Genomic DNA, 12924 nt, shown 5'->3' with positions numbered 1-12924 from the left:
TGCCCCGGTCATAACTCGATTACCCACCGGCTCCGCGGCAAGCCACGTAATATCCAGCCGAATGGGAAAGAGACAAATCATATGACCACCGACGAACTGACTCGTCTGGCAACGCTTTACTACGTCGACGGACTCACGCAGGAAGATCTGTCAAAGCAGTTTTCGCTTTCCCGAGCCAAGATAGGCCGTCTTCTGAAGCGTGCGCAGGAAGAAGGCATCGTTGAAATTCGCGTCAGGCACCATCCACGTGATACACGAGACCTCGAGCGTGAGTTGATCGAGCGGTTTGGGATCGAAAAAGCGATCGTGTCCGTCAATCACAAAGACCAGGACAAGCAGCGCGAACTGCTTGCCGGTCTGGTCGCCAGCCATCTGGATCGCATTCTCACCAACGACATGATCGTTGCCGTGGGTATCGGCCGTAATATCAACGCGATCTCGGAGCATGCGATCTCGTCGACGCAACGCTCTCCGACCTTCGTCTGCGCCATCGGCGGCTTCTACCGGGGCGGCGAGATCATGAATGCCGACCACATCAGCCGTCGGCTTGCCGCCCGTTTTGGGGGTGGCAGCGAAACACTTTACGCGCCGGCTCTCGTGGGCGACCCTGCCGTTCGCGAGGGCCTGCTTCACAACGATGCGGTCAAACCCACGCTTGACAAGGCACGTAGAGCCCACATCGCGCTGGTTGGGGTCGGCGACATCAATGAAGACAGCATCATGGTTCGCAACGGCTGGTTTTCGCCGGACGAGATCGCCGAACTCCGCAAGTGCGGGGCAGTTGGAGACCTGATGGGCTACCACTTCATCGATATTGGCGGCCGCCCCGTTGTCACTCCCGTGCGCGACCGGGTCATCGGTCTTAGCATGGAAGACCTGAAACGCATTCCGAACGTTATTGCGGTCGCCAGCGAAAATACCAAGACAACCGCGGTCCTGGGCGCGTTGCGCGCAGGGGCAATCACCACGCTCGCAACGACGGAAGCCATTGCTCAATCGATTGTCAGCCTGGAAGACGCCACTCGCAACCCGCTTTCTCCGCAACAGTCGGAGCTGGCGACCCGGTAAAAGTCGGGCCGTCTGCATGGTCCGCATGCGCGTGCCGTGCAAACTCGAACGGCGTCCGCACACACGGTTCGGACGGCCTACTTCCCGACATGCTCGAGAACCGCAAGCTTGCCGCCCCGCACGCCAACGATCTGCATCATGACGTGGGCATGATTGTGCTCGTCCATCGCAAAGGTGCCACCCAGCATGGAAGGCATTTGGGTCGATCGCAACGCCTGCCGTATCGCAACAGGATCGTCCGAATTCGCGCGACGGATCGCGTCCACGACCAGCTCCGTCGCCTCGAACGCGAGGACCGACCGCTGGGTCGGAGCAAGCCCGTATTTCTCCCGGTAAGAGGCCACGAACTCCTGCACGCCAGAGTCGGGCGCCGAGGGTGTAAATACCGAAATCCCCGCGGACCGATCAAGCGCGCCAGCCGCCACGAACTGGGGAGACAAATTCGCAATCGCCGCCGTGAAATCAATGCGGCCCGCTAGCGGGATGCCGCCGCCGGTTTGCTCATAAGCACGGAAAAACGCCGCACTGGACGCGCCAAGGAGCGTAACGATGCGATCGGGTTGCAGCGCCTTCAATCGCTCGATTGACGGAACAAGGTCCGTGGTTCCCTTCGCAACGGTCTCGCTGGCCAACGTCTCGATGTGAGCGGACGTCGCGGCCTTTTCCATCGCCACCGCGTTGGCGCGGTTGAAGTCGTTGTCGTCCGCCAGGATGACGATACGCTTGACGTTCTGGGCCTTCAGCCACTGCATCATCGCGCTCGCCACGTCGCCATCGGACGGACTGGTTTTGAAAACGTAGTCGTAGCCCCCGGAACCGGCGGCATCGACGAATTCCTGGCCAGCCGAAATGTCGATCACAAACGGCACCTTCGCGTCATTCGCGACCGGCATCACGGCGCGCGTGACCGGCGTTGCCAGCGCGCCCAGCAACACGGAAACGTGCTGCTGTCCGATGAGTCGCTTCGCCGCCGCAATCCCTGTTGCCGGATCGGCAGCGTTGTCGCCATAGAACGCCTCGACAGGTCTGCCGAGCACGCCGCCGGATGCGTTGATGCGCTGTAATGCCAACTCGACGCCGTATTGCTCGCTCTGTCCGCGATCGGCATTCGGGCCGCTCAGAATGGTTGTGACGCCGATGCGAACGGGGTCCGCGGCGAATGCCGGGCTAACCACAATCGCCAACCCCGTCGCCAACAACACTGACATCAATCTCATACACGATTCCTTTGCTGATGGCTTAACTGGCGATCGCAGCCAGACTGCCTGTGGAAAGCGCCTGCTACCGGAACAGAAGGCGAGCGCCGCGTTATGCGCGCACGTCGACTACCACTTTGCCGAAATGCCGGCCGCCCGCGAGATACTCATAGGCTGACGGAGCCGCATCGAACGGGAAGACTTTGTCGACGGCAGGATTGATCTGGTTGACGTCGACGAAACGGACGAGCTGTTCGAGCATCGCGCGGCTACCCGCGGTAATGCCGGCGAGACGCTTTGCTCCGCCGATGAGTGCGCCGGGCTCGATCGAGACACCCCCGCCGCCGCTGACCCGGCCGATCACGACGATCGTCCCGCCGGATCCCGCGGCCTTCAGCGAGCGCGCCAACGTGCCCTCGCCACCGACCTCGACCACGACATCGACCCCGGCCCCCTCCGTGAGCTGCAAGACCTCGTCCTGCCATTCCGGGCTGTTCCGATAGTTGATGGTCGCATTCGCGCCCAGCGAGCGTGCTCGTTCAAGTTTTTCGTCCTGGGACGATGTCACGATCGTGAAGACGCCCGCGGCTCTCGCAAGCTGTAGTGCCCAAAGCGAGACACCGCCGGTTCCCAGCAGCAGCACGCTGCCACCGCGTTTGACCGCGCCTGCGACGAACAGCGCATTCCATGCCGTCACACCGGCGCAAGGCAACGTTGCAGCCATGATGGGATCAAGACTGCGTGGCGCCAGCACGAAAGCCTCCTCACTTGCCACGAGTTCTTCGGCGAGCGTGCCGTCGAACTGGGCGCCGAAGGACACGGCCGTCTTGGCAGGGGACAACGCACCGTCAATCCATCGCGGGTAGTAACTCGTGATGACGCGATCGCCCACCTTGAAACGGGTGACCGCCTCCCCAACGGCAATGACGTCCCCGCATCCATCGACGAGCGGGACGATCGGATAGCTCGGCGGGTTATCGAACTGGCCCCGCGCAAAACTGAGGTCGCGATGGTTGAGCGCGGCGGCGTCTACGCGCAGCCTGATTTCGTAGGCACCGGGGTCCCGGCTTGGGCGTTCGACACGTTCAAGTCCGCCAAGGCCAGCACCGGCCTGGATTTGATAAGCCTTCATTACACCTCCTGGTAGACTGCACGGCGCAGTGCCATTGGAAAATTCCCGGTCATGCCTGCGACTGCCGTGTTCGTCAACGCAACGACAGAAATGCCGGTAGCCGGGTCCACCCAGAAGTTCGTGCCGTACACGCCGGACCAGTTCCAGGCGCCGGCGCTCACTGGCGATTTCGCCGCAGCTGGATCCCTGAGCACGGCCACGCCGAGTCCCCAGCCGAAGCCTGGGCCCGCTGCGCCGACCGGCAGATCGCCGATCGCATTGGACGTCATCGCCGCCACGGTTTCCGGACGGATGATGCCCGCACCACCTGAGCGGATCGCTTCGACAAAGCGGAGGTAATCTTCCGCCGTGCCTACTATGCCGACGCCACCTGATGGAAAGGCCTTCGAATCGAATGCCCGGGCGGGCGAATACACAATGGCGCTTTGCCCGAAGCCGAGCGAGAAAGGATCGGTCATGCGGGTGGGGTGAGGCGACGCATCGCCATACGGCGTCGCCAGCACGGTATCGGCTGAAGCAACGAAGCGGATACTGGCGATGCCCAACGGATCCGTCACGATGCGCTGGACCGCGTCAGGCAATGTCATGCCGGTTACGCGCTCGATGACGGCGCCGAGCACGTCGATGGCGACGGAATAGTGCCAGGCAGTCCCAGGCTCAAAAAGCAGCGGTGCTGCTGCAATTCGCCAAAGGTTCTCTTTCAGCGTCAGCCCGGAATGATCGAGTCCGTCGGACACGCCCAACTGGTGATAGGGACCGCCCTCAGCCTCGAGGAACCCATAAGTCAGCCCAGCCGTATGCGTGAGCAGATGGCGCACCGTGATGACGGGCTCGCGGCCATCGGACAGCTTCGGGCGGAAGTCGGGCAGCCATCGGGTAACGGGATCTTCCAGGCCAAGCCGGCCACGATCGATGAGCGCCAGCGCCGCCACGCAGACAATCGGTTTTGTCATCGACGCGAGGCGGCAGACCTCGTTTTCCGTCATTGGCCGGCGGGCTTCGCGGTCGGCAAAACCAGCCGCGTGCCGGTAGACGATCTCTCCGTCTTTTGCGGCAATCACGGTCGCGCCTACGATATGCCCACTGTTCACCGCGTCGAGAATGACGGCGTCCAGCGCCTTCGCCCGATTCCATCGGGACCGAATGGCCGGCGCAGATGGCGTTGCCTCGGAAACCGGACTCGTCAACGCGGCGGCAAGGCCGCCGACCGTGGCGGCGACACAGAATTCACGGCGCGATACCTTTCGAACCGCGACTGCTCGCCGGGATGTGGATGCTGTCATTGCTGCCTGCCCTCGCCGCTCACGCGGCCTCTAACAAGATATGGAGAGCAATGTACAGTTTCACCTATGAGGCGATAATATGTTCAATTGACGATTCAGTTTTTAACCACAGCGAGAAATCACAATGCTCGACCGCCTTACGGGAATGCAGGTGTTTTCCCGTGCAGCTACTGCCGGAAGCCTCTCCGCGGCCGCCCGGCAACTCGGCCTGTCGCCCGCCATGGCGACAAAGCATCTGGATGCAGTGGAGCACCGGCTGGGCGTGCGCCTGTTTCACCGCAGCACGCGCAAGCTCACGCTCACCGAAGCGGGACAGCAGTATCTGGAAACCTGTGCCCGCCTCCTGCCCGATCTGGAAGAAGCGGAGGCGACGATCGCGTCCCAGCGCGTGGAGGCGAGCGGACTGCTGCGGCTGAATTCGCCACTTTCGTTTGGCGTTCGCTACATCGCGCCGCTGATTCCTGCCTTCAGAAACAAGCATCCCGGGGTCACCATCGACCTCGGGCTGAACGATCGTGTCGTCGATCTCATGGAAGAGGGCTGGGATCTGACGATCCGGGTTGGGCGCCTGAAGGACAGTCGTCTCGTCTCGCGCAGGCTCGCGGAGAGCGCGATGATTGTCTGCGCGGCTCCGGGCTACTGGGAGCGGTATGGGCGCCCGAAACGCTGGTCCGAACTGGGCGATCACAATTGCCTGAGCGTCACTTTCTCCAACATCTCGCGGCCCGACGAATGGCGCTTCGGCAAGGACGGCGACAAACGCGTGGCCGTCAAGGGAACCATGCGAGCCAATAACGGCGACGCACTCGTCGCCGCGGCCGTTGCCGGTCTCGGCGTTCTTTACGAGCCCGAGTTCATCGTCGCCGATGCGGTTCGGCAAGGCGCACTGGAGCAGATTACGCTCGAAGTCCGCACCGCGGACCTCGGCGGCATACACCTGGTTCGCGCGCCGGATCGGGCTCCCCCGGCGAAGGTGCGGGTCATGACTGATTTCCTTCTCGACGCATTCAATCCACACCCGCCGTGGGCCATCCGATAAGGTGACGGCGAGCGCTCCGCTGGATCGTCGGACTGCTTACGATTCGGGCCGCCGGCGGGCGGGCCCCGAGTACTTTCGACGAGGAGCGAAGAGGGGCGTATGACTAGCCCATGAACAGGAGCACCGTCTTTGCCACGACCTTGGCCAACAGCGCCGGCATCCGGCCCTGGACTCGCCTCCAGTCCTCTGGTAGTCGACCAGAAGACCTGAAGGACTGGATGAAGCGGAATCGTGCCGTTGCGTCCTCGGGTGCTGCGCCGCTGGAGCTGCCGAAACGCATGACCAGGGAACCCGGCCCGCCGTAGACCGGCCATGGCGGCAATCCGGGGCCGTTCGGATTCCCATTCCGTGCGAAGTTCGTCCAGTACGACATCATCAACGCCGACAATTCCTTGTCTGCCTCGCCGGCCGGTGCCGTTGACGGCCCAAAGCTCATGTCAAGGCTACCGAATACGAATGCCGTTTCCGCGCCGTGACTAGGCTTGGGCGAATAAGGCGAGGTGTAGTCGAAGTTGTAGGCAAACACGTCCGAGCGGGCCGTCGTGCGATGGAAACCCAGCCATGCCCAAGTCTGTTGGCTAATGCACAGATCACCCATCAGATACTGCGCCGATTGCTCGGCCGCTTGCTTCGTGTCGGCAGGATATACGGCCAGAAAGTCCTGCATCCGGGAGGGACCGAACTGTGCCGCGGCAGCCTCGACGAACTGCGCCGGTGTGCGATGCGGCAACGCCCGGCTCATGAAGAAGCTGTGCTCGTCTGCATTCCAGCCACCCAGCAAAGGGACATCGGCTTGCCCGCCGCGCTCGAACGTCTGTGCGGGCGATTCTTGCAGCACAAAACCGTCGATATTAGGAGCAAATGCGGTGATGGCGGGGTCTGTAAGAAAGTTCCAGGCGGAGGCGCGGTGAAGCTTTTCACCCGCCAGCGCACGCAACTCCGCGAGAGAACGGACCCGCATCCTGGTCATGAAGGCGCGGGTTCGGGCTTCGGCTTCGGCCTTGCTCGCGATCGACCCATGCTCGGTGTCCCAGAACGCGCCGCTTTCTCCGATGGCTCGATGGAACAAGCCGCGGGCCAGTGGTGAGGCCATGAGCATGCCCACAGCGTGCGACCCGGCGGATTCGCCAAACAGCGTGACATTGCCCGGGTCGCCGCCGAACAGTGCAATATGCTCTTGCACCCATCGCAGCGCCTTGATCTGATCCTGCAAGCCGAAGTTGCCCGAGGGCGAACCTTCGCGATCCAGTTCGGGATGAGCGAGAAACCCGAACACGCCAAGCCTGTAGTTCATGCTGACCATCACGACGCCCTTCGCCGCGAGGTGCGCACCCTCAGCCCCGAAGAAAGTGGACGCGCCCAACTCGAAGCCACCACCGTGAATCCACACCATGACCGGCCGCCGCTCCTCGGCAGTCTGCGCCCCAGTCCAGACATTCAAGGTCAGGCAATCCTCGCCCTGATCCCTGGTCAGCGCTTTCAGGCCCGGCACCGGCATCGGTGCCCCAAAGCACGGCGGGCCATAGGCAGTAGCGTCGCGGACATCGGTCCAGCCCACGACATCTTGCGGAGGCCGCCAGCGCAATTCACCGACCGGTGGCGCAGCGAAAGGGATTCCCTTATAGGCGAGTACGCCCTGTGCATTGCGGGTAACGCCGCGGATGCGCCCATGCGGCAAGCTCGACTCAGGCATCAGCATGGCTGGCGCTTCCTGTGCCGACGCGTGATGAGCGCCGTGATCGACGAGTGCTAACATTCTCACCGTCCTCCCGCGGCCGGCGCGGCCGATTCCGCACTCAGGAACCGCGCGCGCATCAGTGCGATATAGTTGTCTTCGCCCATTTCGTGCCGGGCCTTGACCAGCGCAGCGATATCTTCGCCGACAACATAGCGCAGCCGCGACGACTGATCGATCGCCGCGCCGAAGACAACATCGGCCACCTGCTCGGCACTGCTCGTCTCGCCGCCCTGCATCGCGGCATAAAGGGCATTGGTCTTGTCGATGAACCGGTCGTAGCAGGCCAGCGACCGATCATGCGCAAATTCAGAGAACATCCGCGCCCCAAACTGCGTGCGCACTGCGCCCGGCTCGATCAGCCTGACCGCGATGTTCTGCGACGTCAGTTCATAGGCCAGCGATTCGGAGAAGCCCTCGACCGCGAATTTGGTGGCGTGGTACATCGACATCAGCGGCACGGTGATCATGCCGCCGCTGGAACTCACGTTGACGATCGTGCCACCGCCCTGCCGCCGCAAGACAGGCAGCACGGCGCGCGTGACATCCATCAGGCCGAAGACGTTGACCGCGAACTGCTCCTGGATCTTTTGCGGCGACAGCGCCTCGAAAACGCCAAACAGGCTGAAGCCGGCGTTGTTCACGAGAACATCGATCCCACCGAAGCGCTCGACGGCTGCATCAACCGCCGAAGTCACACTGGACTCGTCCTGAACGTCCAGTCGCGTGACGAACAGGCGGTCTCCGTTGACGAGTTCAGTCTCCGCAGACGGATCGCGCAGTGTCGCCACGACGTTCCAGCCCCGCCCGGCAAACTGCTTCGCTACAGCTTTGCCGATGCCTGACGAGGCACCGGTGATGAAAATGGTCTTAGGCATGCCCTGCTCCGTTCCCACAAGTCGTTCATATGTTGAGGTATCATTCAACTTCATCCTATTTTAAAGTTGAGGGTGCCGTCAAGTTATGAATAAAACCTTAACGCCATGAACCATCCTGGCGCCGGGAAACCTGATACGCCGCGGCTACGACGCGACGCACAGCTCAATACGGAAAAGATCAAGACTGCCGCACTGGACGCATTCCAGGAGCGTGGCCTCGACGTGCCACTGGAAGAGATCGCGCAACGTGCGGGTGTCAGCATCGGCACCCTGTACAACCGGTTCGGCACGCGCGAAGCACTCACCGATGTGGTCATGGCGGACGTCGCGGCAGAGCGGCTCAGTGACGCGGTGGCGCGCGCACGCGGCTGCCCCGACCCATGGAGCCGGTTCGCCTCTTATGTCGAACTGATTTGCGAAATCCAGGCCACCGAGCCTGCGCTCAACGACATCGTTTCACGCCGCCACCCCGACGCCTCGCGGCTGGCGGCTGTGTGCGACGAGACGATGACGCAAGCGCGGCAATTCGTCGAAGACGCGCAGCGCGATGGTTCGTTGCGCGCAGACTTCACGCTCGAAGACCTGTTTCTGGTGTTCGTGTCGAATGGCGCACTGATGCGGATCATGGCCGACATCGGAGCCGACACCTGGCGGCGTCGCGTTGGGTTCACGCTCGACGGTCTTCGCACCGAGGCGGCGCGACGATGATGGTGCGCCCGTTCGTGAACGAACGCCGGCAGCAGGCGGATTGCCGCAGCAGCGTCGACAGACGCCGCCACGCCACCTGGCAATTAGAACCGGTGAATGATACCCACGCCTGCCGCGAACTGGCTGCGTGACGAGGACGGCGCGCTGTTCTGACCGTCACCGATATCGGCCGTTGCGTTGATGATGCTCTTGCCGTTCGTTCCGATCGTCTGGCCACCCGCACGCTGATAGGCTTCCAGCGCATACAGCCCCGTACGCTTGGAGAGGCTGTAGTACTGCGAGAGATTGAACTGCTGGTAGCGTGCCGAGCTCGAGATGCCGTTCGACTGCGTTGCGCGCGTATAGCTATAGCCGGCAGCCAGATCCAGCACCGTCAACGGCTTGAAGTGCAGCACTGCGCCAGCCGTATTGAAAATCGCCTCGTTGTGGAACTTCGAGTTGATACCCGGGATGTATTGCACGTTCGAGTACGAGAACGAGACGTCCCATTGCGAGCTGAACGCATAGCCGCCCGTCACCGCAACGCGCTGCTGCGCCTGCGCCGTCTGGTAACCGTTATTGATGCCCGACACACCCGGCTGCGCGCCCGCATTCGACGCCGTGGAATCCGCGCCCCACGCACCGCCGCCAGGCGTCGAGTTATTGATGCGCTGGTAGCCTGCCGCGATACCGAACGGACCATTCAGGTACTGGATCGCCGCGCTATACGTCGAACCGGCATTGGTGCTTCCTGCCACGCCGCCCAGCGCATACGAACCGCTCACCGTCAGGCCATACATGCTCGGCGACGTGTACACCAGCGAGTTATTCACGCGGTACAGCGTATCCAGCGAATCGATATCGCCCGGGTGTGCGCCGTATGCGCCCGTCAGCCACGTGGTCGGGCTATAAGGCGACAGCAGCGTGTAGTACGACGTGTATTGACGGCCGGCCGTGAACGAGCCGTAGGTGGCGTTGGCCACGCCGACGTACGCTTGCCGGTTGAACGCCAGACCGGAGACGGCCTGTGCGCCGGTTGCACTGTTAAAGCCTTCTTCCAACTGGAAGATCGCCTTCGTGCCGCCGCCCAGATCTTCGGAGCCCTTCAAACCGAAGCGGCTGCCCGCCCAGATGCCGTTCACCATCTTGATCACCGAGCGGCCGCCACTCGTCGAACCAAGCGACGTCTGGCTGCTCTGATAACCGATCCCCGCATCGACGATCCCGTACAGCGTCACACTGCTCTGGGCGTGTGCGCCGAGGGCGACCAACCCAAGGGCCGAGGTTGCTATTACCTTTTTCATTTCTGCTCCTCTTTAAAAATCTTTTCTCAATCTCTAACACCCGTAATCGCCCCGCTAATCCAAGGTGTGCAGAGCTAGCCGGCTCAGCATGCCGGTGCAAATGCGAAGAGGGGTGAGCACTGAGTGACGCCTGGATCTCCAAACCAGCACGAAGTGTCGTTCAAACGCGATCCGATGTCTTTCGGGGTTTATACGCATTTGTACGATCTAGTTAGTTTTTTTCTGGTGCGATTTTGATTGAGTTAGCGCGGCCGGCCTGATCAGCCCGAGGTTCCGAACAACTGCACCACCAGACCACGCAGCCAACGGTTGCCCGCTTCGTGGTGATATCTGGCGTGCCAGTGCTGCCGAACGGCAAAACCATCCACAGGAACCGGGCACGGATGGACCGCCAGATCATTGACCTTTGCCAGCGTCTCACCGATGTGTCGCGGCAGCGTGGCGATCAGGTCGGTACTCTTGATGATCGCCCCGAGCCCGAGGAAACCCGGTAACTCCAGCACCACGTCGCGATCGATATGCTCACGGACCAGCGCCTGTTCGAGCAGTTGCGCTCCCGTCCCCGCAGTGATCGCGACATGTCCCTCCGCGCGATAGTGCTTCAGGCCGAGTTTGGTGCCTAACCTCGGGTGACGGCGATTCGCCAGACAGACCCAGTCCTGCAGATATAGCTGCTGCTGGTAAATCCCACCGCCAAGCCAGGGCACATGGCCGATCGCAAGGTCGGCCTCACCGGATTCCAGCGCCCGCTCCGTATTGCCGTCAATCCTCGTCGCTTCGAGGCGTAGACCCGGCGCCTGCGCGCGCACGTGCGCCAGCAATCGCGGAAGCAGCGTTATGTGGCTGGCGTCGGTCATGCAGATACGGAACCGCCGCTTCGCGGTGGCTGGATCGAACGCGATCTCCCAGGCAGCGAAGCGTCGCAACGATTCGAGAATCTCCCGGCACGGGCCGATCAGCGCATCGGCTTGCGGTGTTGGCGCCATACCGCCCGATGTACGTATGAACAACGGGTCCTGCAGATGCTCCCGCAAACGCCCGAGCCAGATGCTAATCGTCGGCTGACTTTGTCCGAGCTGCTCGGCCACACGCGTGACGCTGCGGGCGTCGTACAGAAGGTCGAAAAGTTGTAGAAGTTTCAGATCAGGAAGTTCGGTCGAGTTCATAGGATTATTGCCCTCCGCAATGACGTCATTGTATTCATTGCATTGCCGATATGAATGTCCGCTCGTATCGTGGTCTCCATGTTGAGGAGACGGCAGTGAAGATTGCGATTCTGGGTGCGGGGGCGCTGGGCTGCGCCATTGGCGCGGCGCTGACCGAAGGCGGCAACGAGGTCTGGTTGCTGAACCGTTCGGTGGTGCATGTGGAGGCGATGAGGTGTGACGGACTACAGGTGGACGATGCGGATGGCTCCCGTCGCGTGAAGGTCCGCGCGGCGACACAGGCGGCCGAGGCCGGTGTCGTCGATCTGGTCGTCGTGCTGGTCAAATCGTTTCACACCGATGCCGCGATGCGCGGCGCACTGGAGCTGATCGGACCCGAAACGCTGGTCCTGTCGTTACAGAACGGCCTGGGGCACGAAGATGTGCTCGCCGGCATCGTGGGGCGCGAGCGCGTGCTGGCTGGCAAGACGTACGTTGGCGGCGTGATGCGCAACCCGGGCCACATCGAGTCAGGTGTCGCCGGCAAGGCCACCTACATCGGCGAACTCGACGGCCGGATTACCTCCCGCGCGACGGCGCTCGCCGCAACCTTCAACGCCGCCGGACTAGCCACCACGGTCAGCGACAACATCGTCGGCACGATGTGGGACAAGCTGCTGGTCAATGTCGCGACTGGCGCGGTGACCGGCATCACCGGCCTGACGTACGGTCAACTCTACGACGAAGCGCTTCTGAGGACGACCGCGCTCGCAGCGGTCGCCGAGGCGATGGCGGTCGCTCGCGCCGCCGGTGTGAAGCTCTCCACCACTAATCCCGAACGCCCGTGGACGCTCGCCGGAGAAGGACTCTCCCCTGCCTTCAAGACCTCGATGTTGCAAAGCCTCGAGAAGGGCTCCATCACCGAAATCGACTTTATCAACGGCGCGGTCGTGCGCTGGGGACAACGGCACGGCGTGCCGACGCCGGTCAACGCGACACTGGTGGCCTGCATCAAGGGCATCGAGCGCGCCATGACCGACCGACAACATAGGGAGACAACCGCATGAACGGCAGCAAGGCCTATCTGGAGCACGTCGCCATCTGGGTGAAAGATATTCACTGGCATATCCGTTTTTTCGAAGACGTGCTTGGCATGACGATGCGCGAGGTCGACGGCACTGTCGACGAACCCCGGCAGTACTGGACACTCGGCGGTCTGCAATTCATCCATAACCCCAACCATGATGCGCCTGAAGGCCGGCTCGGCCATCTCGGCGTGATGTGCGAAGACATGGAGGCGGCACTCGCCGCCGCGCATCGATACGACGTCAGCGAAATGCCGCAGGGACGCAACTGGTTGCGCCTGCCGGACGGACTCGCCGTCGAACTGATTCAGGCCAGGCCCGCCTCGTGCGTGGCGCGGGCACTGGACATCAATCCGCGCGCGGAGGTGTGAC

The 12924-nt window shown here is 62.4% G+C and carries 12 protein-coding genes; 5 read left to right on the top strand and 7 right to left on the bottom strand.

Features of this window, described 5'->3' with window-relative positions:
* The first annotated feature begins 81 nt into the window (after positions 1-81).
* Positions 82-1068, top strand: coding sequence for a sugar-binding transcriptional regulator (locus tag P3T25_RS07080; protein ID WP_054042380.1), 987 nt, complete (start codon positions 82-84; stop codon positions 1066-1068).
* 77 nt (positions 1069-1145) lie between these two features.
* On the opposite strand, the gene P3T25_RS07075 is transcribed toward P3T25_RS07080, so the two are convergent.
* The 3 genes from P3T25_RS07075 to P3T25_RS07065 form a co-directional block, all read right to left on the bottom strand.
* Complete coding sequence (locus tag P3T25_RS07075) at positions 1146-2285, bottom strand: ABC transporter substrate-binding protein (RefSeq protein WP_429357760.1); 1140 nt, start codon at positions 2283-2285, stop codon at positions 1146-1148.
* Between the two features lie 91 nt (positions 2286-2376).
* Positions 2377-3396, bottom strand: a complete 1020-nt coding sequence (locus tag P3T25_RS07070; protein WP_429357759.1) for a zinc-dependent alcohol dehydrogenase family protein — start codon at positions 3394-3396, stop codon at positions 2377-2379.
* Positions 3396-4679, bottom strand: coding sequence for a serine hydrolase domain-containing protein (locus P3T25_RS07065; RefSeq protein ID WP_429357758.1), 1284 nt, complete (start codon positions 4677-4679; stop codon positions 3396-3398). Before P3T25_RS07065 ends, P3T25_RS07070 begins: the two co-directional genes overlap by 1 nt.
* A 124-nt stretch (positions 4680-4803) precedes the next feature.
* Between P3T25_RS07065 and P3T25_RS07060 the strand changes: the two genes are divergently transcribed.
* The gene (locus P3T25_RS07060) at positions 4804-5718 is read left to right on the top strand and encodes a LysR family transcriptional regulator (RefSeq protein WP_266241547.1); all 915 of its coding nucleotides are present in this window, start codon (positions 4804-4806) and stop codon (positions 5716-5718) included.
* 103 nt (positions 5719-5821) lie between these two features.
* Here the strand turns inward: P3T25_RS07060 and P3T25_RS07055 are convergent, their stop codons facing one another.
* Both P3T25_RS07055 and P3T25_RS07050 read right to left on the bottom strand, forming a co-directional pair.
* Positions 5822-7474 (bottom strand): carboxylesterase/lipase family protein, encoded by a 1653-nt coding sequence (locus tag P3T25_RS07055; protein WP_429357757.1) that lies wholly within the window; start codon positions 7472-7474, stop codon positions 5822-5824.
* 2 nt (positions 7475-7476) lie between these two features.
* Positions 7477-8331 (bottom strand): SDR family oxidoreductase, encoded by an 855-nt coding sequence (locus P3T25_RS07050; protein WP_429357756.1) that lies wholly within the window; start codon positions 8329-8331, stop codon positions 7477-7479.
* Positions 8332-8436: 105 nt separating this feature from the next.
* On the opposite strand from P3T25_RS07050, the gene P3T25_RS07045 reads away from it, so the two are divergent.
* On the top strand, positions 8437-9039 hold the full coding sequence (locus P3T25_RS07045) for a TetR/AcrR family transcriptional regulator (protein ID WP_429357755.1): 603 nt from the start codon (positions 8437-8439) through the stop codon (positions 9037-9039).
* An 83-nt stretch (positions 9040-9122) separates the two neighbouring features.
* On the opposite strand, the gene P3T25_RS07040 is transcribed toward P3T25_RS07045, so the two are convergent.
* Entirely contained in the window at positions 9123-10322 is a 1200-nt protein-coding gene (locus P3T25_RS07040) for a porin (RefSeq protein ID WP_429357754.1), read from the bottom strand.
* Positions 10323-10582: 260 nt separating this feature from the next.
* Positions 10583-11488: a LysR family transcriptional regulator gene (locus tag P3T25_RS07035; protein WP_154563719.1), complete on the bottom strand. Its 906-nt coding sequence runs from the start codon at positions 11486-11488 to the stop codon at positions 10583-10585.
* A gap of 95 nt (positions 11489-11583) precedes the next feature.
* Between P3T25_RS07035 and P3T25_RS07030 the strand changes: the two genes are divergently transcribed.
* The gene (locus P3T25_RS07030) at positions 11584-12534 is read left to right on the top strand and encodes a ketopantoate reductase family protein (RefSeq protein WP_429357753.1); all 951 of its coding nucleotides are present in this window, start codon (positions 11584-11586) and stop codon (positions 12532-12534) included.
* A complete protein-coding gene (locus tag P3T25_RS07025; protein WP_429357752.1) occupies positions 12531-12923 on the top strand; it encodes a VOC family protein in 393 nt (130 codons plus the stop codon). The genes P3T25_RS07030 and P3T25_RS07025 overlap by 4 nt, the downstream gene beginning before the upstream one ends.
* Position 12924 lies beyond the last annotated feature (1 nt).

The organism is Paraburkholderia sp. GAS32, from assembly GCF_050434225.1.
Classification (GTDB): domain Bacteria; phylum Pseudomonadota; class Gammaproteobacteria; order Burkholderiales; family Burkholderiaceae; genus Paraburkholderia; species Paraburkholderia madseniana.
Note: the sequence above shows the minus strand (reverse complement) of the source record. Positions and strands in the feature narration are given on the sequence as shown.

Bases quoted from the DNA above. Each gene is read 5' to 3' on its own strand.
- P3T25_RS07080 (WP_054042380.1), top strand. From the start codon at position 82: ATGACCACCGACGAACTGACTCGTCTGGCAACGCTTTACTACGTCGAC.
- P3T25_RS07050 (WP_429357756.1), bottom strand. From the start codon at position 8,331: ATGCCTAAGACCATTTTCATCACCGGTGCCTCGTCAGGCATCGGCAAA.
- P3T25_RS07025 (WP_429357752.1), top strand. From the start codon at position 12,531: ATGAACGGCAGCAAGGCCTATCTGGAGCACGTCGCCATCTGGGTGAAA.
- P3T25_RS07045 (WP_429357755.1), top strand. From the start codon at position 8,437: ATGAACCATCCTGGCGCCGGGAAACCTGATACGCCGCGGCTACGACGC.
- P3T25_RS07060 (WP_266241547.1), top strand. From the start codon at position 4,804: ATGCTCGACCGCCTTACGGGAATGCAGGTGTTTTCCCGTGCAGCTACT.
- P3T25_RS07035 (WP_154563719.1), bottom strand. From the start codon at position 11,488: ATGAACTCGACCGAACTTCCTGATCTGAAACTTCTACAACTTTTCGAC.
- P3T25_RS07075 (WP_429357760.1), bottom strand. From the start codon at position 2,285: ATGAGATTGATGTCAGTGTTGTTGGCGACGGGGTTGGCGATTGTGGTT.
- P3T25_RS07055 (WP_429357757.1), bottom strand. From the start codon at position 7,474: ATGTTAGCACTCGTCGATCACGGCGCTCATCACGCGTCGGCACAGGAA.
- P3T25_RS07065 (WP_429357758.1), bottom strand. From the start codon at position 4,679: ATGACAGCATCCACATCCCGGCGAGCAGTCGCGGTTCGAAAGGTATCG.
- P3T25_RS07070 (WP_429357759.1), bottom strand. From the start codon at position 3,396: ATGAAGGCTTATCAAATCCAGGCCGGTGCTGGCCTTGGCGGACTTGAA.
- P3T25_RS07040 (WP_429357754.1), bottom strand. From the start codon at position 10,322: ATGAAAAAGGTAATAGCAACCTCGGCCCTTGGGTTGGTCGCCCTCGGC.